The organism is Streptomyces johnsoniae, assembly GCF_031845565.1.
Taxonomy (GTDB): domain Bacteria; phylum Actinomycetota; class Actinomycetes; order Streptomycetales; family Streptomycetaceae; genus Streptomyces; species Streptomyces johnsoniae.
Genome location: NZ_JAVREV010000004.1, coordinates 92728 through 117681 on the forward strand (window position 1 = coordinate 92728; position 24954 = coordinate 117681).

Consider the following 24954-nt stretch of genomic DNA (forward strand, 5'->3'; position numbering starts at 1 on the left):
AGTCAGCGGTGGAAGGGGAGACCGGCGCCGTCCACCAGGTCGAGGGCGGCATCCTCCTCCGGGGGCAGCAGGGCGGCGGAGCCGTCGCCGACCGGGACGACGCCGAGGGCGAGCAGCTCGGTCATGGCGCTGCCCGCGGCCATGTCCCTGACCTGGAGCTGGTAGCGGGCGGTGGTGCGGTACGTGCCGCCCGCGTCGTCGCCCGTGCGCTGGAGGAATCCGGAGTCGGCGAGGAACGCGACGGCCTTGCCGACGATGCCCGTGGTCGAACCGGCGAGCCGGCGGGCGTCCTTGGTGGCGCCGGTGGCGCTGCGTCGGGCGTACACCCGCCATGCGGCCTCAAGGCCGGGTGCTTCGGTCTCCGGGTCGGTGTTGTCGCCGTGCTCGGCGGCGCGCTCCGCCAGCCGGTGGCACGCCTGGCGGACGAACGCCTCCACGCCGTTGACGGTGACGCGGCCGAGGTAGCCCTCGTCGGCGAGGTCGGCGGGGCGTGGGAACGCCAGGGCGGCGACGGCGAGATGGGCCAGGCCGTGCAGGAAGCGGTCGGCGGGGTCGGCGGTGGCGCGGCGCGCGTACTCGCTCATGCGGACGGCGAAGACGGAGTCCTCCGCCGCGGCGACGGCCATGCCCGCGCGTGGGGACACTTCGAGGACGATGAGGCCGAGGCCGGTGGCGACGGCGTCGGCGAGGCGGCCGAACCCGGGCTCCTCCTGGTAGCGCCGCAGCAGGGCGGCGTACTCGGCATCGCGGGCGGGCGCGAGCTTCGGCTGGAGGCCGAAGGACACCAGCCGGGCGGCGTCGGCGGCGTCCGCCGGGGTGGGCGGCGCGGCGGGGCGGGCGTCTCGCTCCGCGGGGGCGGTCTCGGTCACTCAGTCCTCCTCGTCGGTGCCGGCGGGCTCGTGCGGTGCGGCAGGCCCGCGGGGGCCCAGCAGGGCGGTGCCGACGATCAGGTCGGCGCCGCCGAACTCGGGGTCGTCCAGCTCGGCGCCGTCGTCGACGGCGAACAGCAGCCGCGGCTCGCCCTGCCGGTGCGCGGTGCCGACGGGCGGGCTCGCGGCGTGTACCGCGAGCAGGGCGACGAGATACGGGAGGTCGGCATCGCCGCGGCGGGCCTCGGCGAGCAGCCCGGAGAGGCGGCGCGGCGCGTCCTCGGGGAGCCGGAGCAGGTCAAGGGCGGCGCCGAGCTGCTCCTCGGTGAAGCGGCTGTCGTCCGGGGTGGCGACGAGGTCGGGCTCGGGCAGCTCGGCGCCGAGGTGCTCGCGCGGCGGCGGCGGGGTGAGCAGCAGCTCGGTGAGGTCGCCCAGGCGTACGGCGGCGGGCGGGCGCGGCCCCGTGCCGCGGGCGAAGAACGCGTCGGTGACGCGGGTGGCCCGCTCCACGGGCAGTGGCAGCAGCGGGGCGAGGAGCTGACCGTACAGGTCCGTCCCGGCGCGGGCGGCGGGCGGCTGGAACGCCTGCCGGTCCTGCTCGGCCCGGAAGAGCGGCCCGGCTTCGAGCAGCCGGGTCTGGAGCTGGGTGTGGCGGCGGATGCAGTCCTTGACGATGTCGACCAGCTCGGCGGCGCGCAGCTTGTGGCCGGTGTCGACGGCCTCGTCGCGGGCACGGCGGATGTTGGTGAGGATCGCGTTTTCGTGGCGGTATCGGTCGGCGATGTGGTCGAGCGCCTCGGTGATCATGTCGGGGACGGCGCGCAGCCAGTCGACGGCCCGGACGTCGCGCCTGGTGGTCTCCAGGGTGCGCCGCAGGGTCTCCGCGTACTGCACGGTGCGGTATCTGGCCTGCTCGGCGGCCAGCTGCGCGTCGGCGAGGCGCCCGCGGCTGATGAGGACCTCAAGCTTGACCTCGGCGGCGATCTGGGCGCTGGTGACGTCCGTGTCCAGGGCGCCGACGAGGACGTTGACGGCCTCGTCGGTGGTGCGCAGGTAGACCCCCCCGCCGGGGCCCTGGACCTCCTCGACGAGCTTGAAGTCGTAGTCCCTGCGCACGTAGACGCCGTCCGGTCCGAAGGTGCCGTAGACGGCCCGGAAGCCGCGGTCGACACTGCCCACGTTGATGAGATTGTCCAGCACCCAGCGGGCCACCCGCTCGTGCTCGGCGGCGGGGCGTCGCGGGGCCTGGGCGGCGATGCGGGGCAGGAGCCTGGCGACGATCTGCTCGTGATCGGCGCCGGTGTCGAAGTCCATGCTGAGGGTGACCAGGTCGATGGCGGCGAGCGCCACTTCGGCCATGGCGTACGTGCCGTACTCGCCCGCGAGGTTGGCCTTGCGGGAGTCCAGATCGTGCAGGGGCGCGGTGCAGGCGAGGGCGCGCAGCCTGCGGGCGAGCCCCTCGTCGGCCGCGGGCCCCGGTGCGGGGCTGCGGCCGGTCTGCGGGCCCGGGGCCTGGGCGGATACGGTCACGGGCACACCTTAGGCGCTGGCACCGACAGCGCCGTTCCGCAGCCGGTCAGTCCCGGTCGAGCAGCTGTTCCGTCCAGATGGTCTTGCCCGCCGACGTGTAGCGGCTGCCCCAGCGGTGGGCGAGCTGGGCGACGAGGAAAAGACCGCGCCCGCCCTCGTCGGTGGGGCGGGCGCGGCGCAGGTGCGGCTGGGTCTCACTGGGGTCGGAGACTTCGCAGATGAGCGTTTCGTCGAGGATCAGCCGCAGCCCGACGGGGCCACCCGCGTAGCGGATGGCGTTGGTGATCAGCTCGCTGACGATCAGTTCCGTGGGGAACGCGTTCCCGGTCAGCCCCCAGTCCTTCAGCTGGGCGAGTACGGCGTCCCGCGCGTCGGCGACGACGGTGGGGTCGGCGCGGAACTCCCAGTCGGCGGTGGCGCCTTCCGGCAGGGCCTGGACGCGGGCGACGAGGAGCGCCACGTCGTTGGCGGGGGCGCGGCCGGGCAGCAGCGCGTCGAGCACGGCCCGGCCGACGGCGGCCGGCGGGCGGCCGGCCGCGGCGCCCTCCGCCGCGCGTTCGCGGAGCAGGTTCAGGCGCCGGCGGCGGCTGTCGCCCGGCGCTTCTTCCGCGCCCTCGCCCTCGCCTCGGCTCTCGCCTCCGCCCTCGCCTCCGCTCTCGCGGCGCGCGTCGCCGGCGGCCCCCTGCCGCGCGCCTTCGCCCGCGTAGGTGACGAGTTCGTCGCTGAAGAACAGCAGCAGGGCGCCCGGTTCCAGCCGGACCCGCGCGGTCTCGAACGGGCTGCCGCCGACGCCGAGGGGCGGGCCTTGCTTGAGGGCGACCTCCTGCGCGGGCTCGCCGGGGCGTGCGACGACGGGCGGCACGCGCCCGGCGCCGGACATGGTGCAGTCGCCGGTGACCGGATCGTAGATGCAGTACAGGCAGGTGGCTCCGACGGCGCCGCCCGGGGAGGAGTTGTCCGGCCGCGGCTCGACGTCGGCGAGGCGGATGGCGAGGTCGTCCAGGCGGGTGAGCAGTTCGTCGGGTGCCAGGTCGAGGTCGGCGAGGGTCTGCACGGCGGTCCGCAGCCGGCCCATGGTGGCGGTGGCGTTCAGGCCGTGCCCGGCGACGTCGCCGATGACGAACGCGACCCGCGCCGAGGACAGCGGGATGACGTCGTACCAGCCGCCGCCGATGCCCGCGGCGGTGCCGGCCGGCACGTAGCTGCCCGCGGTTCTGGCGGCGCTGACCTCGACCACGGGCTGGGGCAGCAGGCTGCGCTGGAGGGTTTCCAGGGTGCGGTGCTCGCGCGTGTAGCGGCGGGCGTTGTCGACGCTGAGCGCGGTCCTCGAACCGATCTCCTCGGCGAGGTCGGCGTCGGAGCGGGTGAAGGGCGGCCGGGCGGCGGCCCGCCACAGCGCGAGCGAGCCGAGGACCTGGCCGCGGGCACGCAGCGGGATGATCATGCGGGAGCCGGCGCGCGACGGCAGCAGTTCTCCCGGGCCCGCTCCCGACTCGGCGTCCAGGGGCAGGGGCCGCAGCGCGGACACCTCGGCCTCGCGCAGCGTGACGCCCACGGGCAGCCCTTCCTCCTCCGGGTGGTCGATGCGGAACGCGGCGCCCAGCGGGTACACCTCGCCCGGCCAGGGCCCGGTCGCCGCGGTGGCGGCGACGCGGCGCACGGGCGCGCCGAGCAGCACGGCGCCGGGTTCGTCGCCGGAGAGCAGGGAGTCGGACAGGTCGACGGCGGCGAGGTCGGCGAAGTCGGGCACGAGGACGCGCGTCAGCTCCTCGGCGTTGCGGGCGACGTCCAGGGAGGGGCCGATGCGCTGTGCCGCGGTGTGCAGCAGCGCCATGCGGCGGCGGGCCAGGTGCTGTTCCGTGACGTCGGTGAAGACACTGACGACGCCGAGCAGTTGCTCGTTGGTGTCCTGGAGCTGGAGAGCGGAGACGGCCAGGACCCGCTCCTGTTCCGGGGCCGCCTTCAGGCGGGCGGAGTGCTCCCAGTAGACGAGGGGCTCGCCGGTGGCGGCGACGTGGCGCAGCTGGCCGAGCAGTGCGGCGGCGTCCCCGGGGACCATCAAGTCGAACAGATCAGCGGGGAGTCGCACTCCGAGGGGGACCTTGCCGCCGCGGATGATGGCGGAGGGGTCGGCGCTGAGCCTGCTGATGCGCAGGTCCGCGTCGTGGAGGGCGAGGCCCACGCGCGTCTGGGAGAACAGGGCACGCAGCAGCGCCTGGTCCTCCTCCTGGCGGTGGGCGGCGGGGTGGGGGGTGAGCGCGACGAGCTGCCCGGTGGCCTCGGCCGGGTCGAGCGGGTGGATGTCGATCCTGACCTCGACGGTGCTGCCGTCGGGGCGGCGCAGCGTTCGGGTGCCGTGACCTGCGGCGCCCGCGGCGGCCAGCTCGTCGAGGTCGGGCCAGTCGTTCGGCCCGGTGAGGAGGTCGGCGAAGCGGCTGCCGTGCAGCTCGGCGGCGGTCCTGCCGGTGAGTTCCGCGGCCCCTGGGGTGCTCGCCAGCACCTCGCCGCGCGGGTCCAGCAGGACGACGGCGGCCGGTCCTGGCAGGCCGCCGAGGCCGCCGGGGTGCGGGATCGCGCTCACGTTCCTCCCTCGGGCCTGTCCGTCGCCGCCCCTTCTCCCCCACTGTCGCGGACCTGAGGACTTGCGGCTACTTCAGGCGGTGCGCCCGGGATGCGGGACTGGGCCGTTCGGGGTCCAATGAAGGAGGGGGCCGCCCCGGCCGGGAGGAGGCTCGGCGATGACGGCACCACAGCGTTTGCTGCGCGTTCTGCCCGAGGACTATCGCGAACGGCTGATGGACCTGGCGCGCGAGGTGGCCTTCGCGCAGGGCGAGCGGATCTTCGAGGAACGGGGCGTCGCGGACCGGTTCTGGGTCATCCGTTCCGGCACCGTGACCCTGGACGTACGGCTGGCGGGGCCGCGGCCGACGGCCGTGTCGTCGCTCGACACGGGGGCGCTGCTCGGCTGGTCGTGGCTCTTTCCCCCGTACGAGTGGGATTTCGGCGCGGAGGCGCTGAGTCCGGTGCGGGCCTACGAGTTCGACGGGGCGCAGGTGCAGGCACTGTGCGACGAGGACCCGGCGTTCGGGTACGCGCTGCTGCGGGTGATCGCGGAGATCCTGGCCCACCGGGTGCGGGAGGCCCGCTCCCGGCTGCTTGACCTCTTCGCGCCGCACGCCGGGCGGCCGTGACCGTCAGTCGAGCGGCTCCAGGGCACGTTCCGGGGCGCGTTGGGGGGCACGTTGGGGGGCGGGTTCCGCGATGGCGCGCGGCGGGCCGGGGGCCGGGGCCCGCGGCTCGGCCGGGGTGAGCGCGCGCAGGGCGGCGCGGGTGGCGGCGCGGGCGGCCCGTTCGAGCGTGTCCTCCGTGCCGCGGTGCCGCAGCTCGACGGCGGCGAGCCGCAGCAGCCCGGGCAGCAGGTCGGTGGAGCGGGACAGGACCCAGCGGGTGCCGCGGGTGGCGAGCCACCGGGCGCCGGCCGAACGGGGCGGCGGGGGGCGGTCGGGGCTCGGGGAGGGCGGGCATCCGGCGGCGAGGCCGCGGGCGGCGAGCAGGGCGTGGAACTGGCGGGCCAGCAGGCGGTGGCCGAGTTCGCTGGGGTGCAGGCGGTCCACGCTCCACGCGGCCCGGTCGGTGACGAGCGGGTGGTCGGCGAGGTGGACGTGCACCGTTCCGTAGCGCCGGGAGAGGTGGTGCACCACCTGGTTGAGCGCCCGCATGCGCCGGGCGAGCGGATTCGCCAGGGGGCGCGGGAGCCGGAGCATGCGCCCCGGGTCGGGAAGGCAGGCGGTGAGCACCACGGCGCCGTCCAGGGTGAGGGTGCCGAGCACGGTGTCCAGGTCCCTGGCGGTGCGCGCGATGTCGAACGGGGAGCGCAGCGTGTCGTTCCCGCCGACGATGACGGAGGCCAGCTGGGGGCGCAGCTCCCGGGCGGCGGCCAGCTGCGGTCCGGCCGCGTCGGCGGTTCTGGCGCCGCTGCGCGCCAGATTGGCCACCCGCACGGTGCGGCCGGGCTCCGCCAACCCGGCGGCGAGCAGCGGCACGAAGCCGCGCCAGCCGCCGGGCAGCGGGTCGCCCAGGCCCTCGGTGAGGGAGTCGCCCAGGGCGGCGAACCGCAGGTCGGGGGCCGGAGCCCGGCCGTTCACCGCTCGCCGCCCTCGGGCAGGCCCTCGGGAAGGACCCGGGCGGGGGCGCGGTGCCGCGGCGCGTCCAGGGCCGTGAGGAACGCGTCGACGGCCGCACGCCACGGGAACTCCTCAGCGCGTGCCCGCGCCGCCGCGCGCCTGGCGTCCGCCGGGCGCGCGAGCAGGCGCAGCACGCCCTCGGCGAACGACCGGCCGTCGCCGTCGGCCTCGGTGCCCGCGCGGCCGAGCAGCGGGGGCACGGCGGACCGCGAACTGGCCACGACGGGCGTGCCGCAGGCCAGCGCCTCCATCGCCGCGAGACCGAACGTCTCGGCCGGGCCCGGCGCGAGCACGATGTCCGCGGTGGCCTGGAGGACGGCGAGGTCGGCCGGGTCGCCGATGTGGCCGGTGAAGACGACGGGCAGCCCCTCCGTCCTGGCCCGCGCCCGCAGCCGCGCGCCCAACGGGCCCTCGCCCGCGACGACCAGGGCCGCGTCGGTGCCGCGCCGCCGCAGGTCCGCGAGCGCGTCGAGGGCAAGTCCCGGGCGCTTCTCCGGCGACAGCCTTGAGCACATCGCCAGCAGCACCCGGGCGCCACCCGTGAGTTCGTCGTACAGCGCCTGGTCGTGCAGCTGCGGGCGGCAGCGGCGCAGGTCGACGCCGAGGGGGGCGCGCACGACGTTTCGCGCGCCGACGCGGCGGAACTCTCGGGCCGCCCACTCCGTGGTGCACACCACCCGCGTGTAGGCGTGCGCCGTACGGAGGTTGAGGCCGTCCGCGGCCCGGCGGCACAGCCCGCCGGGCAGCCCCCAGGTGGCGAGGACGCCGTCGACGCTCTCGTGCGAGACCATCACCGCGGGCACCCGGTGCTGCCTGGCCCACTCCCCCGTCCACCGCAGTGTGGTGCGGTCGGAGACCTCGAGCCGGTCCGGGGCGAGGGCTGCCAGGAGCCGCGCCACGCGGCGCCGGTCGGTCAGCACCCGGTAGCCGCCCGTTCCTGGCAGCACCCGGCCGGGCAGGGTGATGACCCGGCCCTGGGCGGTGGCGGCATCGCCCACGGTTTCGCCCGGCACGATCAGCACGGGATCGTGGCCGGCGGCGCGGTAGCCGGCCCCCAGTTCGCGCAGCGCGGTGCGCAGCCCGCCGGAGGCGGGGGCGACGAAGTTGGCCAGGCGGACGATCCGCAGACCGCGCTCGGTTGCCGTGCTCACCTGGCCGTCACCGCCCCGGCCTCGATCAGCCGCGCGTAGTGGCCGAGCAGCAGGTCGCCGACCGCCTCCCAGGTGCGGCCGGCCACGGCGTCGTGCCCCGCGGCGGCCAGGCCGGCCCGCAGGGCGGGGGCCTCGCGCAGCCTGGCGACGGCGTCCCCGACCGCGGCGGCGTCGCGGGGACGGACGAGCAGCCCGGTGCGGCCGTGCTCGACCAGGTCGAGCGGTCCGCCGACGGCGGGGGCCACCACCGCCACGCCGCTGGCCTGGGCCTCCTGGACGGTCTGGCAGAAGGTCTCGAACGGGCCGGTGTGGACGAACACGTCCAGGGAGGCGTAGATGCGGGCCAGGTCGTCGCCGGTCCTGCGGCCGAGGAAGTGCGCGCCGGGCAGCGCGGCGCGCAGCGCGCCCTCGCTCGGGCCGTCGCCGACGACGACGGCCCGCACGCCCGGCAGGGCGGCGGCCTCGGCGAGGAGTTCGACGTGCTTTTCCGGGGCGAGCCGGCCGACGTAGCCGATGAGCAGCTCGCCGTTGGGCGCGAGTTCGCGGCGCAGGGCCTGGTCCCTGTGCCGGGGCCCGAACCGTTCGGTGTCCACGCCGCGGGGCCACAGGTGTGTGCGGGGCACGCCGTGTTCCCGGAGGGCGTGCAGGGAGGCGCGCGAGGGCGCGAGCGTCAGGTCGGCCGCGGTGTGCACGGCGCGTATCCGGCGCCAGGCGGCGAGTTCGCCCGCCCCCAGGTAGGTGCGGGCGTACCCGGCGAGGTCGGTCTGGTAGACGGCGACGGAGGGCAGGCCGAGCCGAGCGGCCAGGGCGGCGCCGCGCGCGCCGAGGACGAACGGGCTGGCCAGGTGGACGACGTCCGGCCGGTGGGCGGCGACGGCGGCGGCGAGCTTGCGGCTGGGGAGCGCCACGCGGACCTGGGGATAGCCCGGGAGCGGCAGGGAGGGGACGTGCACGACGGGAGCGGGGCCGTCGTGGCGAACGCGGACGCCCGGAGCGGGGGCGGGCGCGACGACGAGCGGCTGGTGGCCGCGCCGCGCGAGGTGCCGCGCGGTCTGGAGGGCGCAGTGTGCCACGCCGTTGACGTCGGGCGGGTACGACTCGGTGATGATGGCGACTCGCATCGGGGAGGTGCGCATACGGCAGTTGTCACCGGCGCCGGAGTTCCCCCGCCCACATCCGTATGTCCGTTCGGGAAACGTCCCATGAGCATCGCCGCCCGGACGCCGCCAGGACCGCGGCGGGGCCCCGGCTCAGCCGGAGCCGCGGCCCGCGAGGCGCCCGCGCACGGCCGTCTGGACCCCGGCGCGCTCGGCCGGATCGGTGGCCAGGCGGCGCAGCCGCTCCACAACGCGGGTGTCCACGGTGGTGGCGAAGCGGGCGGCGACCTCGCGGGTGTCCTCCTCGCAGTCCCACAGGCACTCCACGGCGAAACCGGCCGCGAACGTCGGGTCGGTGACCGCGAGCGCGCGGGCGGTGTGGCCGCGCAGGTGCGAGGAGGAGGTCTCGCGGTAGACGTGCCGCAGCACCGGCACCGCCGGGCAGACGGCCAGCCGCCCCGCACCCTCCACCAAGGGCAGCAGCTCCCGCGCGTCGCTGCCGTGGGTGCGCACGGTGCGCAGCAGCGCCGCCAGCACCAGCGGCGCGTCGCGGCTCTGGCCGCGGCCCGCGAGCATCGAGGCGGCACACGCGCCGAGGTCGTCCGCGCGCCGCGCCCACTGTCTGGCCTGGATGAGCGCGGCGTCCCCGCGCATCCGGGAGAACGCCGTCACCGCGGCGCGGGCCACCTCGCGGTCGGGCGCCGCGGCGGCGGTGCTGATCAGCGTGAACGCCTCGGGATCGCCGCGCTCCGCGAGGTGCCGCAGGGCCGCCGCGCGCACGGCGGGCTGGCCGCAGGCAGCGGCGGCCAGCAGCTCGGGCCGGTCCTCCGGGCCCGCGACGGCGCCGAGGCAGCGGGCGGCGGCGGCCTCGCGCCACTGCCGCGGGGTCCGTTCATAGCCTTCGCGCGCCCACTGGAGCACGGCGTGCACGCTCCAGCCCGGCTGGGGCCCCGGCGGGCGCAGCTGGCGCTGCCAGCGGTCGAAGTCGCCGTGCTCCAGGGCGCGTTCCAGCCGGGCGCGCTGCCCCGGGCGGCCGGGGTCCGCCGCCCAGATGTGCCAGGGGCGCGGCTCGAAGGAGTCGCGCACGGCCGCGGTGAGGGCCGCCTCGCCCTCCTCGGTGCGCGGGAACCTGGCCAGGATCTCCGGGCCGAGCGCCCGGAGCCCCGCCTCGTCGTCGCGCACGGCCAGCTCGTCGAGTGCCCAGCGCCAGTTGGCGCCCACGACGGCGTAGCGGCGCAGCAGCCGCATCGCCTCCTGGTTGCCGTAGGAGGTGAGGTGGCCGAGGACGGACAGGGCCAGACCGGTCCGCTCCTCCTCGGGCCGCGCCGCGTCGTCCGCGTTCAGGAGGTGGGCGGCGACGGCGTCCAGGGGGGCGTTCAGCTCGACGTAGAGCCTGGCGTAGTAGAGCGAGCGGTGTTCGAGCCGCCAGTCCTGGCGTGGGTCGTGCAGTACGCAGCGTTCCAGGGCGGCGACGGCCTGCGCCCTGGGAGCCGCGAGGGCGTGCAGCCACCCGTCGCCGCGCCCTCGCTGGAGGAGCCCGAGGAGGGTCCCGCTGGGCGCTATGCCTGTTTCGGTAGGACTGGCGAACATATGAGTCAGCATCCGGTGCGTGAGATCCGGTGGCAACGGGATTTCCGTCGGTCGGCTCCTTGCCGGTGACAGCCGTTCTACACCTTCGCGCCGGAACGCGCCCGCCGGGGCGGCTGAATCTCTTACGGAGCGGGGAAGGCTGTGCAACAGTCTGGAGTCGTCTGCTCCGGCCTGTCAGGCCCGACCGCGCCGTAACGGGGATCACCCATGCTTCCCTCCCAGAACCCGGAACACCCCGCGAACGATGTTCCCGCGGGGGGTGCGCTCGACGATCTCATCGCGCGTGCCCGCCGCCTGCGCGACGACCTGAACGCCGCACGGCTCGGGGAGTCGGCGGACGGCGCCGAGCACGGCATACGGCACGCCGTCTGGGCGCTGGCCGCGCACCGGCTGGAGGACGTCGGCGAGCAGCTCGACCAGCTCAGATCGGTCCAGGCCCCCGATGGGCGGGCCCGGCTCGGCATGCGGATCGGCAGTGCCGAGTGGAACCTGCTGACCGACGGCGCGGTGTGGTCGGAGGAGCTGTTCTCGATCTTCGGCAGGCCGGTACAGGAGGGGCCGCTCACGCTGGACCAGCTGCCGTCCTTTCTGCCCCCCGAGGACCAGCCGACGCTGACCGCCGCCGTCACCGGCTGCCTGGTGGACGGGCGGCCCATGGACTGCGAGTTCAGGATCATGCGCGCGGACGGCTCGCAGCGGACCGTGCAGATGGCGGGCGAACCGGTGCTCGACGACCGGGGCGGCACGGTGGCGATGTGGGCCATGATCCGCGACGTGAGCGAGGTGCGGCGCAGCGCCGTCGCACCGACCGAGGCCGGGGAGCAGGACCTGGACGAGCTGCGGGCGCAGCACGGCCTCGCCAGGGCCGGGCACGGGCTGGCCATCGGCCTGGAGGACTCGGCGCTCGCCCCGTGGCTCGGCTCGCCCGAGCCGGGCCGCGCCGACGGGCTGCCCGGTTCGCTGGAGCTGGCCGCCCGCTACCTGCCCGCCCGGCCGGGCGCCCCGATGGGCGGCAAGTGGTACGACGTGCTCGAACTGCCGGACGGCGCCCGCCTGCTGAGCGTGGGCGACCTGTCGGGGCGCGGCCCGGCCGCCGCGGCGGGGGCGGCGACGACGCTCGGCGCGATCCGCGGCATCGGGCTGACCGGCAGCGAGCCGGGGGTGCTGCTCGGCCACCTCAACGAGCTGCTCGACCGGGGGGTGCATCCGGTGCTCGCCGGCGCGCTGTGCTGCCGGTACGAGCCGGAGGGCCGGCTGCTGCGCTGGGCGCAGGCCGGGCACCCGGCCCCGCTGCTGTGCCGGAACGGTACCGGCTGGGCGCTGCCGCGTCCGGCCGGGCCGCTGCTCGGCGCAGTCACCGGCGTCGCGTACGAGCAGCGCGCCGACCGTCTTGAGCCGGGAGATGTGCTGGTGCTCCACACGGATGGCTTGTTTTCGGACATCCCGCCCGGTGGCCGCTCCGGGCACGGCGGGGACGGCCGGCTGATCGAGCTGGCCCCGCGCCTCGGTGCGGCGTCGAGCGCGCTGGAAGCGTTGCGGGTGCTGGTGGATGCCTGCGGGGAGAGGGGCCGCGAGGACGACGCCTGCGTGCTGGTGGCCCGGGTAAGGGGCTGACCGCGGCGCCGGCCCGCGCGCGAGGCGGCGTTCGCGTCGCCCGTCCGTGCCGCTCCCTCGGACGGCACGGACGGGCGGCGGCACCTGCCGCCTCAGACCAGGCGGGCCACCGGGGGCGAGCCGCCGAAGGCGCGCGCCGGGATCGCCTCCTCGATCTCCTCACGGAGCGCGGCGATCCGCGGGTACTCGGCGTAGTAGCCGGTGAGGCGGTACATCTCCCGCAGCCGGTGCCAGGTCCTGTGCGAGGAGTTCTCCCCGATGGCGGCCAGCGCCAGCCGGGCGTAACGGTCGGCCTGGTCGGGGTCGTCGGCGATGAAACAGGCCGAGGCCAGGGTGATCTGGTCGAAGATCCGCGATCGCTGCCGCTGGTCCACGCGCAGCGCGAGGGCCTGTCTGGCGTGCTGGTCGGCCGGCCTGGCCGCCGCCGGATCGTGCTCGGCGAGGGTTCGGAAGGCCAGCGCCTCCATGCCGTGCAGGTCGGCCTCGTCGAACATCTGCATCCAGCTGGGCGGGGGCACGCTGGCCCGGTCGCTGACGAACAGCTCCTCGGCCTCGCCGAGCAGCCGCCGCATGACCTGGCCGCGGCCCATGGCCGCCTGCGCCCACGCCTCGATGGTGGACAGCATCGCCCGGGTCCGCGGCAGGGCCTCCTCGCCCATGCCCGACCTGGCCAGCTGCATGAGGTCCAGGGCGTCGTCCGGCCGGCCGAGGTGCACCATCTGGCGGGCGGCGCGCGAAAGCGCCTCCCCGGCGCGCGGCCGGTCGCCGCCCTCCCTCGCGGCGTGCGCGGCGATCACGAAGTACTTCTGCGCCGTGGGCTCCATGCCCACGTCGTGGGACATCCATCCGGCAAGCACGGCCAGATTGGCGGCCACGCCCCACAGCCGCCGCTGGAGGTGCGCCGGGTGCTGGTAGGCGAGCATGCCGCCCACCTCGTTCAGCTGGCCGACCACGGCTTTGCGCTGGAGGCCGCCGCCGCGCGCGGCGTCCCAGGCCCGGAAGATCTCGACGGAGTGCTCCAGGGCCTCGACCTCCTCGGAGCCCACCGGGGCGGCCTCGTAGCGGTCGAGCCCGGCGGGGTCGGCGTTCAGCAGGGAATTGTCGGGGTTTGCGGCGTCCTGAGCCGGTGCGGTCAGGAGCCAGTCGTGCATGGCGTCGCTGAGTGCTGATCCTGCGGCGAGCGCGGCGCCCGCGCCCACCATGCCGCGTCGGTTGAGCATGAGGTCCATTCCCGTGAATTCGGTGAGGACCGCGGCTGTGCGCCGGGGTGCCCACGGCAGTCCGTGCACGGACGGCCGCGTCCCCGCGTTCCCGGGCCGGCGCAACCCGAGATCCTCTATGGTCACGACACGGCCGAGTCGCTCGGTGAACAGGGTCGCCAGCACCTCCGGCACCGGATCGCGCGGGGTTTCCCCCACGTCGATCCACCGCCGCACCCGCGACGTGTCCGTTGCCAGCTGCGGATGGCCCTGGGCGGCCGCCTGGCGGTTCACCAGTCTGGCGAGTTCGCCCTTGGACCACCCGGTGAGCCCGAACAGGTCCGCAAGTCGGTTGTTGGGTCGTCTGCTCACATCAAGCCCCCAGGATCTCGGCTGAGTTGACAGTAACCGCCAGGCCCGGGCCCCATGACAATTCGCCATGGTTCGCCAGGGCACGCCAGATGGTGTGCCACCCGCGCGAGGGAGTGATGTGGACACCGCGCTTCCCCGGGCCGGTGTACCGCCGAGCATTTCCCCAGGGTGCGAGGGCCGGCCCGGCCCGGGGGCGCCACGAACCTTCCGGCACTCGAAGGGACCACGTGCGCCTATGTATTCAGCACCCTCTCCCGTGATCAACCGGCAGCGTCCGCAGCTGGGCGGCCGTACCGGCGGCGCGGCCGGCGGCGCGGCCGGCGGCGGACCGGAGGAGCGCCCCCGCAAGGCCCCCGGGACCGCGCCACCATTGCCCACGAGCCGCCTCGAATTCTCGGGCGCGAGAGGGGAACGGCTGCGCGTCGTGCTGTCCGCCGTGACTGAGATCTGCCCCGAATTCAGCCCGGTCCAACTCCTCGGCGACAACGGTCCTTCCGTGGTCGTCGCGGGCATGAACGGGCGGCGCGCCGTGGTCGCGAAGTGCCTGCTCGACCCGGCGGGGGCGGCCGCCGAGCGCTTCCGCCGCGACATAGCGGTCCACCGCGGCTTCGTGCGGCACCGGCCGCCGGTGCGGGTGCCGCGGCTGGTCGCCGACGATCCGGGCCGCTGCGTGCTGATCACCGAGTTCGTTCCCGGCCGCCCGACGGCGGGGGCGCGGCACCCCTTCGCGCCTGCCGCGGGCGACCTGCGCGCCACGCTCAGCGCCGTCACCCGCATCAACGGCTGGCGGCCACCGGCGGGCCTGCTGCCCGATGCCGTCAACTACCCGGTGCGGGTGGCCCGTTACCACACCCTCGGCTTCCTGACCGACCGCGACGTCGACGACCTCACGACGCTGCTGCACGGCCTGTGCGCGGGAGGCCGCCAGGACTTACCCAGGCAGCTGAACCACGGCGGTGCGCTGCTGTCCGACGTACTGATGTCCCCCGCGGGTCCCGTGCTCATCGGCTGGTCGGCCGCCGGCTGGTACCTGCCGGGCTACGACCTGGCGACGCTGTGGACCGGGCTGCGGAACGCCCCGCTGACCCGCCGGCAGATCAGCCAGACCGCCCAGGCGGCCGGGCCGCGCGGCCGGGACGCGTTCCTGGTCAACCTGATGCTGATGCTCACCCGCGAGATCCGGCGGTGCGAGGACGCGGTGCAGCGGACGATGCGCCAGCCCGCGCCCGCCAGGGCCGCGGACGGCTCGGGAAACGGGCCGGCCCTCGGCGAACGGCGGCGGCTGCTGCTGCGGCGGCTCCACGAGGACCGGTCACTCACCCGCCGGGCGGTGCGCGCCGCGGTCGGCACCCGCTGAGGCGCCGCCCCGGGCAGGGGCGGCGCCTCAGCGCTGGAACATCTCCGCGGGCAGCGGCTTGAGCAGCTGGTACAGCTCGTCGGTGATGGGACGGTCCCAGCTGGCGATGGTGACCAGCACGCCGTCGCTGCGGTCGAACTGGACGCAGGAGATCCGGCCCTCCGTGCAGGTGATCCGGCGCACGATCAGCAGATTCCCCTCGTGCATCACGGGGACCTCTTCGCGGCCGGTGGCCCGCACCTCGTCGTCCATCTCCAAAGCCATCAGCAACTGGTGCACCTCGAACGGCACCTCGCCGTCGGCGATGTCCCTGGCCGGTGAGCCCTCCGGCAGATTCCCGATGACCATGGCCGGGCCGCGTCCGCCGAACAAGTCGTAACGCAGCACCACGCCCTGGCAGCTGCCATCGGGCGCAGGCAGCAGTCCGGCACCCAGAACGCCAGGCCAGTCGCCCGGGTCCATGGCCAGCACATCGAAATCGGGCCCGGCGGGTGAAGCGGCGTTGCGGCGGCGGAGAAAGGACATGTCGCCATGGTACGTGGGGCCCGGATCAGCGCTCCGCCGCTCCGTGCTCCTGGAGCGTGGCCACCTGCCGGTACAGCTCCACCGCCTCCCCCGCCCTGCCGAGCTGTTCCAGACAGTGCGCCTCGTCGTTGCGGCTGGTGAGTGCGTCCGGGTGGCCGGGCCCGAGCACGCGCTCCCGGGCGGCCCGCACCTGCTGGTACTCCTCAAGGGCGGCGTCCCACCGGTCGAGCCAGCCCAGGGCGACCGCGATCTCGCGGCGGCTGACCAGGGTGTCCGGGTGATCGGGGCCGAGCACCCGGCCGCGGACGGCCCACACCGCGCGGGCCTCGGCGAGCGCCTCCTCCCACCGGCCGAGGCGGCCCAGGCTGATGCCACGGCCGTGCCGCGCGCGCAGTGTCTCGGGGTGGTCGGCGCCCTGCGACCTGGTCCTGGCCAGCACCAGGTCGGTGTACAGGCCGAGGGCCTCGGCCGGCCGGCCGAGGCGGCCTAGGCAGATGCCCGTCTCGTAGCGCGCGTCGAGGGTGGCCGGATGGTCCGCGCCGAGCAGCCGGGCGCGGGCGGCGGCCACGTGCAGCAGGCCGTCGAGCGCCTGCGCCCAGCGGCCGAGGCGCGCCATGGCGTAGGCGGTCTCGTACTGGCTCTCCAGGGTGTCCTGGTGGCTCTCGCCCAGGGCGCGCACCCGCTCGGCGGCGACCGCCCGGTGGACGTCGCACGCCTCCTCCCACCGGCCGAGGCGCCCGAGGCTGAGGCCGGCCCGGTGGCGGCTGGCCAGCACGGCCAGGTACTCCGGGGCGGGGCCACGACGTTCGGCGGGGCGCTGCACGAGAACGGTCGGCGCCAGGCCGGTGGTCCACTGGCCGGTCAGGCCGGCGGTGCGGTCGGGCGGCGGCAGCCGCAGGGACCAGGAGCCGGAGGCACGCGACCCGGCCCGCATGCCGCGGGTCCACGCCGGGAGCCGCTCGGTCGGGCGGGGCGGCGGCACGCGCAGCGCGGTGGTGCCGCGGTGCGCGGCGGCGACGAGCCCGCGGGCCAGGTGGGCGGCCTCCTCGGGGCGGTCGTCCGGATTCTTGGCGAGGAGGGCGAGGATGAAGTCCTGGATGTCCTCGGGGAGATCCGGCCGGTGGGCGCGGGGCGGCTCCGGCGGGGTGTCACGGTGCCCGACGAGGATGGCCCACGGGTCGCCGAGGTCGAACGGCGGGGCACCGGTGGCGATTTCGTACAGGACGCAGCCGAACGAGTAGAGGTCGCTGCGATGGTCCACATTGAGCCCGGCGATCTGCTCGGGCGACATGTAGTGCGGGGTGCCCATGGCCATGCCGGCGCTGGTCAGTTTTGCGCTGAGGCCGATGTCGTGGGCGAGCCTCGCGATGCCGAAATCGCAGATCTTGACGGTGCCGTCGCTCAGCCGCATGACGTTGGCCGGCTTCAGGTCGCGGTGGACGATGCCCTGCTCGTGGGTGTAGGCCAGGGCCGCGGCCACCTGGTCGGCGATGTCGGCGACGTCCGCCACGGGCAGCGGCGCGGGTCTGCGCTCGTGCAGCAGCTCGCTCAGATTCCTGCCGTCGAGCAGCTCCATCACCAGGTACAGCACACCGTCGGACTCGCCGAAGTCGTGCACGACGGTGACGCCGCGGTGCTGGAGGCCCGCGGCCACGCGGGCCTCGCGCCGGAACCGTTCCCGCAGCACGCGCAGGAAGGGCTCTTCCTGCCGCGGGCCCAGCGGTTTGAGGCACTTGACCGCGACGCGCCGGTCCAGCGCCTCATCGCGAGCATGCCATACCTCGCCCATGCCACCACGCCCGATGAGATCGAGCAGCTGGTAGCGGCCTTGGATCAGAGCGCGTTCCGCCATCGCCCGTCACTCGCCCCCGTCATTCGGCTCTCCGAAGCCCCCACTGTCTCCAGTATGGCTTCCAGCGGGCGCCTTTCTTATGCCAAGTACGGGGAAAGAGCGCTTTCCGGCGCTTCCGGGACCGGCGCTCCGCGGTCGCGGTCCGCGGTCCCGGTGCACGGGGATTCACGCGAAGTGGCGACATGGGGCCGCCGGGAGAACGGCGATGGTGGCGCGCTAACATACGCATCATGGTTGCGACATATGCAATACCACCGGAGGTGGTGTGCCTCGGGGAGACGATGGCGCAGGTGACACCGCTGCCCGGGGGCAGGATCGACGGCCGGTCCGAGCTGGTGCTGCGCCCCGGCGGGGCCGAGTCGAACGTCGCGATGGCCCTCGTGGCGCTCGGCCACCGCGCGGCGTGGGCGAGCCGGGTGGGCGCGGACCCGCTGGGCGATCTGCTGCTGACGGCGCTCGACGAGGCCGGGGTCGACCTCAGGCTCGTCGAGCGCGATCCGCGCCTGCCGACCGGCGTGTACTTCAAGGACCCGGCTCCCGCGGGCAGTTCCGTCTACTACTACCGCGCCGGCTCCGCCGCGGCCGCCATGGACCGCACGGCCGTCGGTCCCGTGGTCGCGGCCGGACCGCGGGTGGTCCACCTCAGCGGGATCACGCCGGTCCTCGCCCCCGGCTGCCGCGACCTCGTCGAGCACCTGATGCTTCAGCGGCCCGTCGCCGGTGCCATGGTGAGCTTCGACGTCAACCACAGGCCCGCGCTGTGGGACCGGGACGCGGGGCCCGAGCTGCTGCGGCTGGCCAGGGCGGCGGACGTGGTGTTCGTCGGCCTGGACGAGGCGGCACGGCTGTGGCCGGTGTCCGACGCGGCCGACGTGCGCGAGCTGATCGGCGCCCCGGTGTGCCTGGTGGTGAAGCAGGGCGCCGAAGAGGCGGTCTGCTTCGACGGCGACACGGTGGTGCGCGAGCCGGCCCCGGCCGTGGCGGTCGTGGAGCCGGTCGGCGCGGGCGACGCGTTCGCCGCCGGGTGGCTCGCCGGGCTGCTGCGCGGCCTCGACCACGGCGCGCGCCTGCGCCTCGGACACCTGGCGGCGGGCGCGGCCCTGGAGAGCATCAGCGACCAGGGAACGCTGCCCCCGACCGAGGAGATCTGCCGCCGCATCGGGGTGCCGCCGGCGCGGTGGCGGGCGGGCGCCGCGGCGGACGGCGAGGGCTGAGCCGTGTCGCAGACGGTGGCGCGCGCCCTGGACATCGTCGGGTTCGTCGCCGAGCGGCCCCGTTCGCTCGGCGAGACCGCCGCGCTGCTCGGCGTGCACAAGTCGACGGCCCTGCGGCTGCTGCGCACCCTGGAGACCGCCGGCTTCGCGCGGCGGCGGCCCGACGGCAGCTACGCCGCGGGATTCCGGGTGATCGCGCTGGCGCAGCAGGTGCTCGACCAGCTCGACGTCCGGGAGATCGCGCACCCCCATCTCGCGGCGCTCGCCGAGTCCTGCGGCCACACCGTGCACCTGGCGGCGCTGGAGGACGACGAGATCGTCTACCTCGACAAGGTGGACGGGAGCGGGCCGACGCGGCTGCGCTCGCGCATCGGCAGGCCGGCGGTGCTGCACACCGCCGCCGTGTCGAAGGCGATCCTGGCCCATCTGGAGCCGCCGCTGCGCGAACGGCTGCTGGCGCGCGCCGACTTCGCGCCGCTCACCCCGACGACGATCACCCGCCCCGAGGCGCTGCGGGCCGAGCTGGCCGCGGTCGCCGACCGGGGCTGGGCCGAGGACGACGCGGAGGGCGAGCCGTTCGTCAACTGCCTGGCCCTGCCGCTGTGGGACGCGACGGGCCGGGTACGGGCCGCCATGTCCGTCACCGCGCTCGCCGCGGTGGCCCCGCTCCCCGCGCTGCGCGAACGGCTGGCCGATCTGCGGGCCGTCGGGGAGCGCGTCTCGCGCGAGCTGGGCTGGGCCGGGCCCCCGGCCGCCGACGCCACGAACCCCGCCGCACACACCCACACCCACACCCCCACGCCCACCCCCACGCACACCGGTACCGGCATCACCACGGAAGGCAGCACCCCATGACCGACTTCTTCGAGCAGGCTTTCGCGGCGGGTCCCGTGATGGGAATCTTCCGCGGTTACGACGTTCCCCGCACCGTCGACACGTGCGAGCGGGCCTGGGATCTGGGCATCGAGCTGGTCGAGGTCACCGTGCAGGACCCGACGGCGATGCCCTCGCTGCGCGCCGCGGTGGCCGCGGGGCGGGAGCGGGGCCGGGTGGTCGGCGCGGGCACGGTGACCTCGGCGGAGCAGGTCGCGGAGGTGGCGGCGGCCGGCGCGGCGTTCACCGTGGCGCCCGGTCTGCTGCCCGAGGTGGCCGAGGCGTGCCGGGAGCGGGGGCTGCCGCACCTGCCGGGCGTGGCCACGGCGACGGAGATCTCCCGGGCGCGCGCGCTGGGCCTGCACTGGCTGAAGGCGTTCCCCGCGGCGCAGCTCGGCGCGGGGTGGATTCGCGCGCAGCGCGGTCCGTTCCCCGACGTGTCGTTCGTGGCCACCGGCGGTCTCGACGCGCACTCCGCCGCGGACTTCCTCGCGGCGGGCTGCCGGGCCGTCGCGGTCGGTTCCGCCCTCGACGACCCGGAGCAACTGCCGCTGCTCGCCCGCCTGATGGGTGCCACGCAGTAGCGCGGGGCCCGGCGGCAGGCGGTCAGCCGGTCAGGTGGGGCGGACCCGCAGACCGGCCATGCCGCCGTCGACGGCGAGGTCGGTGCCGGTGGTCCCACCGGCCAGCGGTCCCGCCAGGTAGGCGATGGCGGCAGCGACCTCCTCGGGCGCGACGAGCCTGCCGGTGGGCTGCCGCGCCCGCAGCGCGGCCCGTTCCGCCTCCGGGTCGGGCGCGGCGGCCAGGAGGCGCCCGATCCACGGGGTGTCGACCGTTCCGGGGTTGACGCAGTTGACGCGGATGCCGTCGCGGACCAGATCGGCGGCGCAGGCCCGGGTGAGGGCGAGCACCGCGCCCTTGGTGGCCGAGTACAGGGCCCGGTTGGGCAGTCCCGCGGTGGCGGCGACGGAGCAGGTGTTGACGATCGCCGCGTGCGCGGAGCGGCGCAGGTGGGGCAGTGCGGCGCGGGTGGTACGGACGATACCGAGCACGTTGACCTCGTGGACGCGGCGCCACTCCTCGTCGGGATTGTCCTCGATGGTGCCCTGGGCGCCGATCCCCGCGTTGTTGACGAGGATGTCCAGGCCGCCGAACGTCTCGGCGGCCTGGGCGACCGCGGCCCTGACCGATTCGTCGTCGGCCACGTCGGCGCGGATGCCGGTCAGCGGGGCGGGCACCTCCGGGACGAGGTCGAGGCAGGCGACGCGGGCGCCGCGGCCGGCCAGCAGGGCGGCGGTGGCCAGGCCGATGCCCGCGGCGCCCCCGGTGACGATGGCGGAAAGCCCGGTGAACTCGGCGTTCTCGATGACGGTTTCGCTCATGGCGCGGTGCTCCAGACGGGTCCGTCGGGGTAGCTGTGGTCGGCGATGGAGGCGGCGTGCATCTCGGCGCCCAGGCCGGGCGTGGCCGGCGCGAGGTAACGCCCGTCGCGCACCGTGACCGGGGCGGTGAAGTGTTCGTGCAGGTGGTCGACGTACTCGATGACGCGGTCCTCGGTGCTGCCGCTGACGGCGACGAAGTCGAACATGGCCAGGTGCTGCACCATCTCGCACAGGCCGACGCCCCCGGCGTGGGGGCAGACCGGAATGCCGAACTTGGCGGCGAGCAGCAGGATCGCCACGTTCTCCGTGACGCCTGCGACGCGGGCCGCGTCGAGCTGGAGCACGTCGATGGCCTCGGCCTGGAGCAGCTGCTTGAACATCACCTGGTTGTGGCAGTGCTCGCCGGTGGCGACCTTGACGGGGGCGACGGCGCGGCGGATCGCGGCGTGTCCGAGGACATCGTCGGGCGACGTGGGCTCCTCTATCCAGTACGGCTCGTAGGGCGCCAGCGGGCGCAGCCACTCGACGGCCTGCCCCACGCCCCACGCCTGGTTGGCGTCGACGGCGATGCGCACCCCGGGGCCGACGGCCTCGCGGGCCAGCCGCATCCGCCGCAGGTCGGCCTCGGGGTCGGTGCCCACCTTCAGCTTGATCTGGGTGAACCCCTCGGCGACCGCCTCGCGGGCCAGCCGCACCAGCTTGTCGTCGGTGTAGCCGAGCCAGCCGGGGGTGGTGGTGTAGGCGGGGTAGCCGTCGGCCAGCAGCCGGGCGCGGCGTGCCGCGCGGCCCGGCTCCGCGGCGCGCAGGATGTCCAGGGCCTCCTCGCGGGTGAGTGCGTCCTTCAGGTAACGGAAGTCGACGAGGGCGACGAGCTGTTCGGGGCTGAGGGAGGCCAGCAGGTCCCACAGCGGTTTGCCGGCCCGCCGCGCGTACAGGTCCCACGCCGCGTTGACGACCGCGCCGGCCGCCATGTGGATGACGCCCTTGTGGGGCCCGAGCCAGCGCAGCTGGCCGTCGCCGGTCAGGCGCCGGGAGAACGCGCCGAGGTCGGCCAGCAGGTCGTCCACCGGCAGCCCCGTCACCAGCGGCTGGAGGGCGCGCACGGCCGCGGCGGTGATCTCGTTGCCGCGTCCGATGGTGAACGCGAGGCCGAAGCCCTCGGCTCCGTCGGAGGTGCGCAGGGTCACGTAGGTCGCCGAGTAGTCGGGCTCGGGGTTCATCGCGTCGGAGCCGTCCAGCTCCCGCGAGGTCGGGAACCGCACGTCGGCCACCTCGACGGCGCTGATCACCTCGGCCACGGGGACCACCAGGGCGCAGGGGAAACACATCGCTTGGACATGGGATCGATTTATAGTTGCCATGGCGACGGACGTCCACCCCATGACGGAGAAGCGCCGCATCGTGTCCCATTTCCGGGAGAAGGCAACGACTCATCCTTTCAAGACATGGGATCTCTTTGTTAGGCTGCCGCCCCGTGTCATTGACCGACAAGGCCATCACCCGCATCAGGGAGCTGATCCAGTCCGGTGAGCTGCTCCCGGGCGCCAAGCTGCCGCCGGAGCAGCAGCTCGCGGCGGATCTCGGCCTGTCGCGCAACCTCATGCGGGAGGCCGTGAAGGCGCTGGTGGTCTCCCGCGTGCTGGAGATCCGCAGGGGCGACGGCACGTATGTGACGAGCCTGGAGCCGCACCTCCTCCTCGACGGTCTCGGCACCGCGGTCGAAATGCTGCGCGGCGAGACCTTGTTGCAGCTGACGGAGGTCAGACGGCTGTTCGAGCCGGTCGCGACCGGGCTCGCGGCGACCAGAATCGGTGCCGCGCAGCTCGCGGAGGTGCGCCGGCATCTGGACGCGATGCGTGCGGCGCGGGACGATGCCGAACTGCTGACCGAGCACGACGCGGCGTTCCACCGGGCCGTGCTCGCGGCGACCGGCAACGAGACACTCGTCTCCCTGCTGGAGGGCATCTCCAGCAGCACGCTCAGGGCGCGGGTCTGGCGCGGCCTGGTCGACGAGGACGCCTCGGGCCTGACCCTGACCGAGCACGAGACCATCTACGCCGCCCTGGCCGACCGGGACGCCGCCCTCGCGGAGGCCGCCGCCCTGGTGCACGTCAGCAGCACCGAACGCTGGCTGCGCGACCACCTCGGCGCGGACTGATCTCGCCTCAGCCCCCAGGAGAGCCATGCGATTGCATTCCGACCTTCCGCCACTCCGCGGCGGCGCGTGGCGCGCCGCCACCGCCGGGCCGCACGCCCTGGGGCGTGCGCGGTGATCGGCACCACCGCCCCGCTGGGGCGTTCCGGCGTCCGGGTCGGGCGGGTCGGCTTGGGCACCGGCCCGCTGGGCGGCCTGTTCTCCGCGGTCGACGACGAGCAGGCCGCGGACACGCTCGCCGCCGCCTGGGACGCGGGCATCCGCTACTTCGACACGGCCCCGCACTACGGCGCCGGGCTCGCGGAGGAACGGCTCGGCGCGTTCCTCGCGGGCCGCCCCAGGGCCGAGGCCGTGCTGTCGACCAAGGTGGGGCGGCTGCTGCGGCCCGCGACGCCGGCCGAGGCCAGGGCGGACGCCGAGGGCTTCGAGGGCGCTCCGGACCGGGTGCGGGTGCGGGACTACAGCTCCGAGGGCGTGCGCCGTTCCCTGGCCGAGAGCCTGGAGCGCGCCGGCCTCGACTCCTTCGACGTGGTCCTGATCCACGACCCGGACGCGCACTGGGAGCCGGCCGTCCGCGAGGCGTACCCGGCCCTGGCCCGGCTGCGCGAGGAGGGCGTGGTGAAGGCGATCGGAGTGGGCATGAACCAGTGCGCCATGCTGTCCCGGTTCGTCGCGGAGACCGACGTGGACTGCGTGCTGGTCGCGGGCCGCTACTCCCTGCTCGACCGGGAGGCGGCGCGGGACCTGCTGCCGCGCTGCGCGGCGCGCGGGACGGGCGTGCTGGTCGGCGGGGTGTTCAACAGCGGCGTGCTCGCCGCCCCTTCGTCCGGCGCGCACTACAACTACGCGCCCGTCCCCGAGCGGGTGCTGCGCCGCGCCCGGCGGCTGGCCGGGCGGTGCGCCGCCCACGGGGTGCCGCTGGCCGCCGCGGCGCTCCAGTTCCCGCTGCGGCACCCCGCGGTGACCGGGGTGGTCGTGGGGGCGCGTACCGCGGAGGAGGTCGCGCGGAACGCCGAACACGCCGCCACGGAGGTGCCGGACGCTCTATGGGACGAGCTGAACGAACCGGATGAATTGAACGAACCGGAGGAGTTGAACGAGTTGAACGAGCCGGAAGGGGAGGCGGGCCCATGACCCGGGTCGACGCGCACCACCACGTCTGGGACCTCGGCCGCAGGCCGCAGCCCTGGCTCGGCGCCGCGAGCATGGCGTCGATCCACCGCACGGTGCTCCTGGACGAGCTGGCGGGCCCGGCGGCCGAGGCCGGCGTCGGCCGCAGCGTCCTGGTGCAGGTGCTGCCGGACGCCGAGGAGACCACGGAGTTCCTGGCGCTCGCCGCGGGCAGCGAGCTGGTCGCCGGGGTCGTCGGCTGGGCGGACCTGACGCGCGGCGCGGCCGTCGCGGACCTGCTGGCCCGGCTGCGCGCCGCCCCCGGCGGCCACCTGCTGGCCGGGGTGCGGCACGGGGTGCAGGGTGAGGCCGATCCGCGCTGGCTGTGCCGGGCCGACGTGCGCGCCGGTCTTGCCGCGGTCGCCGACGCGGGTCTGGTGTACGACCTGCTGATCCTCCCCCACCAGCTGCCCGCGGCGATCGAAACGGTGCGGGCGCTGCCCGGGCTGACGTTCGTGCTCGACCACCTAGCCAAGCCGCCGATCGCCGCGGGCCGCACCGAGCCCTGGGCGGAGCTGATCGCCACCCTGGCGGCGGAGCCGAACGTCCACGCCAAGCTGTCCGGCCTGGTGACGGAGGCGGACTGGGCCCGGTGGACCGTCGCCGATCTGCGGCCGTACGCGGAGCGGGCCCTGGAGGTCTTCGGCGCCTCCCGGCTGATGTTCGGCTCCGACTGGCCGGTCTGCCTGCTGGCCGCGGACTACGGGCAGGTCGCCGCCGCCGCCGAGGAGTTGACGTCCGCGCTCTCCGCCGCGGAACGGGCCGAGGTCTTCGGCGGCACGGCGGAGCGCGTCTACGGCCTGCCGCCCGCGTGACGGCC

The 24954-nt window shown here is 75.3% G+C and carries 21 protein-coding genes; 9 read left to right on the forward strand and 12 right to left on the reverse strand.

Annotation, left to right across the window (positions count from 1 at the left end; all coding sequences use genetic code 11):
* Positions 1-2: 2 nt before the first annotated feature.
* The 3 genes from RM779_RS08575 to RM779_RS08585 are packed head-to-tail and all read right to left on the reverse strand — an operon-like array spanning position 3 to position 4980.
* Complete coding sequence (locus RM779_RS08575) at positions 3-869, reverse strand: hypothetical protein (protein WP_311617070.1); 867 nt, start codon at positions 867-869, stop codon at positions 3-5.
* A complete protein-coding gene (locus tag RM779_RS08580; RefSeq protein ID WP_311617071.1) occupies positions 870-2399 on the reverse strand; it encodes a hypothetical protein in 1530 nt (509 codons plus the stop codon).
* Between the two features lie 46 nt (positions 2400-2445).
* On the reverse strand, positions 2446-4980 hold the full coding sequence (locus RM779_RS08585; protein WP_311617072.1) for a SpoIIE family protein phosphatase: 2535 nt from the start codon (positions 4978-4980) through the stop codon (positions 2446-2448).
* Between the two features lie 157 nt (positions 4981-5137).
* On the opposite strand from RM779_RS08585, the gene RM779_RS08590 reads away from it, so the two are divergent.
* Positions 5138-5590, forward strand: a complete 453-nt coding sequence (locus RM779_RS08590; protein ID WP_311617073.1) for a Crp/Fnr family transcriptional regulator — start codon at positions 5138-5140, stop codon at positions 5588-5590.
* A gap of 3 nt (positions 5591-5593) precedes the next feature.
* Here the strand turns inward: RM779_RS08590 and RM779_RS08595 are convergent, their stop codons facing one another.
* From RM779_RS08595 to RM779_RS08610, 4 genes are all read right to left on the reverse strand, one after another.
* Positions 5594-6544 (reverse strand): SGNH/GDSL hydrolase family protein, encoded by a 951-nt coding sequence (locus tag RM779_RS08595; RefSeq protein WP_311617074.1) that lies wholly within the window; start codon positions 6542-6544, stop codon positions 5594-5596.
* Positions 6541-7734, reverse strand: a complete 1194-nt coding sequence (locus tag RM779_RS08600) for a glycosyltransferase (RefSeq protein WP_311617075.1) — start codon at positions 7732-7734, stop codon at positions 6541-6543. Before RM779_RS08600 ends, RM779_RS08595 begins: the two co-directional genes overlap by 4 nt.
* The gene (locus RM779_RS08605; protein WP_311617337.1) at positions 7731-8855 is read right to left on the reverse strand and encodes a glycosyltransferase family 4 protein; all 1125 of its coding nucleotides are present in this window, start codon (positions 8853-8855) and stop codon (positions 7731-7733) included. The genes RM779_RS08600 and RM779_RS08605 overlap by 4 nt, the downstream gene beginning before the upstream one ends.
* A gap of 129 nt (positions 8856-8984) precedes the next feature.
* A complete protein-coding gene (locus tag RM779_RS08610; protein WP_311617076.1) occupies positions 8985-10421 on the reverse strand; it encodes a HEAT repeat domain-containing protein in 1437 nt (478 codons plus the stop codon).
* A gap of 207 nt (positions 10422-10628) precedes the next feature.
* Between RM779_RS08610 and RM779_RS08615 the strand changes: the two genes are divergently transcribed.
* Positions 10629-12035 carry a PP2C family protein-serine/threonine phosphatase gene (locus RM779_RS08615; protein WP_311617077.1) on the forward strand — a complete coding sequence of 469 codons (1407 nt, stop codon included), beginning with the start codon at positions 10629-10631 and terminating at the stop codon, positions 12033-12035.
* A 92-nt stretch (positions 12036-12127) separates the two neighbouring features.
* Here the strand turns inward: RM779_RS08615 and RM779_RS08620 are convergent, their stop codons facing one another.
* Positions 12128-13606, reverse strand: coding sequence for a DNA-binding protein NsdB (locus tag RM779_RS08620; RefSeq protein WP_311617078.1), 1479 nt, complete (start codon positions 13604-13606; stop codon positions 12128-12130).
* Positions 13607-13841: 235 nt separating this feature from the next.
* Here RM779_RS08620 and RM779_RS08625 point away from each other — a divergent pair, with 235 nt between their 5' ends.
* Positions 13842-14963 (forward strand): phosphotransferase, encoded by a 1122-nt coding sequence (locus RM779_RS08625; protein ID WP_311617079.1) that lies wholly within the window; start codon positions 13842-13844, stop codon positions 14961-14963.
* Positions 14964-14990: 27 nt separating this feature from the next.
* Here RM779_RS08625 and RM779_RS08630 read toward each other — a convergent pair whose 3' ends face one another.
* Complete coding sequence (locus RM779_RS08630) at positions 14991-15488, reverse strand: hypothetical protein (RefSeq protein WP_077062670.1); 498 nt, start codon at positions 15486-15488, stop codon at positions 14991-14993.
* Between the two features lie 25 nt (positions 15489-15513).
* On the reverse strand, positions 15514-17340 hold the full coding sequence (locus RM779_RS08635) for a serine/threonine-protein kinase (protein ID WP_311617080.1): 1827 nt from the start codon (positions 17338-17340) through the stop codon (positions 15514-15516).
* Positions 17341-17570: 230 nt separating this feature from the next.
* On the opposite strand from RM779_RS08635, the gene RM779_RS08640 reads away from it, so the two are divergent.
* Genes RM779_RS08640 through RM779_RS08650 form a run of 3 tightly spaced genes read left to right on the forward strand, consistent with a single transcriptional unit; the run spans position 17571 to position 20011 of the window.
* Positions 17571-18554 (forward strand): sugar kinase, encoded by a 984-nt coding sequence (locus RM779_RS08640; RefSeq protein WP_311617081.1) that lies wholly within the window; start codon positions 17571-17573, stop codon positions 18552-18554.
* A gap of 3 nt (positions 18555-18557) precedes the next feature.
* Positions 18558-19409, forward strand: a complete 852-nt coding sequence (locus tag RM779_RS08645) for an IclR family transcriptional regulator (RefSeq protein WP_311617082.1) — start codon at positions 18558-18560, stop codon at positions 19407-19409.
* On the forward strand, positions 19406-20011 hold the full coding sequence (locus tag RM779_RS08650; RefSeq protein ID WP_311617083.1) for a bifunctional 4-hydroxy-2-oxoglutarate aldolase/2-dehydro-3-deoxy-phosphogluconate aldolase: 606 nt from the start codon (positions 19406-19408) through the stop codon (positions 20009-20011). The genes RM779_RS08645 and RM779_RS08650 overlap by 4 nt, the downstream gene beginning before the upstream one ends.
* Before the next feature lie 30 nt (positions 20012-20041).
* On the opposite strand, the gene RM779_RS08655 is transcribed toward RM779_RS08650, so the two are convergent.
* Complete coding sequence (locus RM779_RS08655) at positions 20042-20809, reverse strand: SDR family NAD(P)-dependent oxidoreductase (RefSeq protein WP_311617084.1); 768 nt, start codon at positions 20807-20809, stop codon at positions 20042-20044.
* Complete coding sequence (locus RM779_RS08660) at positions 20806-22137, reverse strand: enolase C-terminal domain-like protein (RefSeq protein ID WP_311617085.1); 1332 nt, start codon at positions 22135-22137, stop codon at positions 20806-20808. The genes RM779_RS08655 and RM779_RS08660 overlap by 4 nt, the downstream gene beginning before the upstream one ends.
* A 146-nt stretch (positions 22138-22283) precedes the next feature.
* On the opposite strand from RM779_RS08660, the gene RM779_RS08665 reads away from it, so the two are divergent.
* The 3 genes from RM779_RS08665 to RM779_RS08675 all read left to right on the forward strand — a co-directional run bounded on the left by RM779_RS08665 (position 22284) and on the right by RM779_RS08675 (position 24949).
* The gene (locus tag RM779_RS08665) at positions 22284-22967 is read left to right on the forward strand and encodes a FadR/GntR family transcriptional regulator (protein ID WP_311617086.1); all 684 of its coding nucleotides are present in this window, start codon (positions 22284-22286) and stop codon (positions 22965-22967) included.
* Positions 22968-23078: 111 nt separating this feature from the next.
* Positions 23079-24098, forward strand: coding sequence for an aldo/keto reductase (locus RM779_RS08670; protein WP_394813253.1), 1020 nt, complete (start codon positions 23079-23081; stop codon positions 24096-24098).
* Entirely contained in the window at positions 24095-24949 is an 855-nt protein-coding gene (locus RM779_RS08675) for an amidohydrolase family protein (RefSeq protein WP_311617087.1), read from the forward strand. The genes RM779_RS08670 and RM779_RS08675 overlap by 4 nt, the downstream gene beginning before the upstream one ends.
* Positions 24950-24954: the final 5 nt, after the last annotated feature.

What these genes read in the sequence shown, in the direction of transcription:
- RM779_RS08590 (WP_311617073.1), top strand. Translation starts at nt 5,138, where the DNA reads ATGACGGCACCACAGCGTTTGCTGCGCGTTCTGCCCGAGGACTATCGC.
- RM779_RS08605 (WP_311617337.1), bottom strand. Translation starts at nt 8,855, where the DNA reads ATGCGAGTCGCCATCATCACCGAGTCGTACCCGCCCGACGTCAACGGC.
- RM779_RS08610 (WP_311617076.1), bottom strand. Translation starts at nt 10,421, where the DNA reads ATGTTCGCCAGTCCTACCGAAACAGGCATAGCGCCCAGCGGGACCCTC.
- RM779_RS08615 (WP_311617077.1), top strand. Translation starts at nt 10,629, where the DNA reads ATGCTTCCCTCCCAGAACCCGGAACACCCCGCGAACGATGTTCCCGCG.
- RM779_RS08625 (WP_311617079.1), top strand. Translation starts at nt 13,842, where the DNA reads ATGTATTCAGCACCCTCTCCCGTGATCAACCGGCAGCGTCCGCAGCTG.
- RM779_RS08630 (WP_077062670.1), bottom strand. Translation starts at nt 15,488, where the DNA reads ATGTCCTTTCTCCGCCGCCGCAACGCCGCTTCACCCGCCGGGCCCGAT.
- RM779_RS08635 (WP_311617080.1), bottom strand. Translation starts at nt 17,340, where the DNA reads ATGGCGGAACGCGCTCTGATCCAAGGCCGCTACCAGCTGCTCGATCTC.
- RM779_RS08640 (WP_311617081.1), top strand. Translation starts at nt 17,571, where the DNA reads ATGGTTGCGACATATGCAATACCACCGGAGGTGGTGTGCCTCGGGGAG.
- RM779_RS08650 (WP_311617083.1), top strand. Translation starts at nt 19,406, where the DNA reads ATGACCGACTTCTTCGAGCAGGCTTTCGCGGCGGGTCCCGTGATGGGA.
- RM779_RS08655 (WP_311617084.1), bottom strand. Translation starts at nt 20,809, where the DNA reads ATGAGCGAAACCGTCATCGAGAACGCCGAGTTCACCGGGCTTTCCGCC.
- RM779_RS08660 (WP_311617085.1), bottom strand. Translation starts at nt 22,137, where the DNA reads ATGTGTTTCCCCTGCGCCCTGGTGGTCCCCGTGGCCGAGGTGATCAGC.
- RM779_RS08675 (WP_311617087.1), top strand. Translation starts at nt 24,095, where the DNA reads ATGACCCGGGTCGACGCGCACCACCACGTCTGGGACCTCGGCCGCAGG.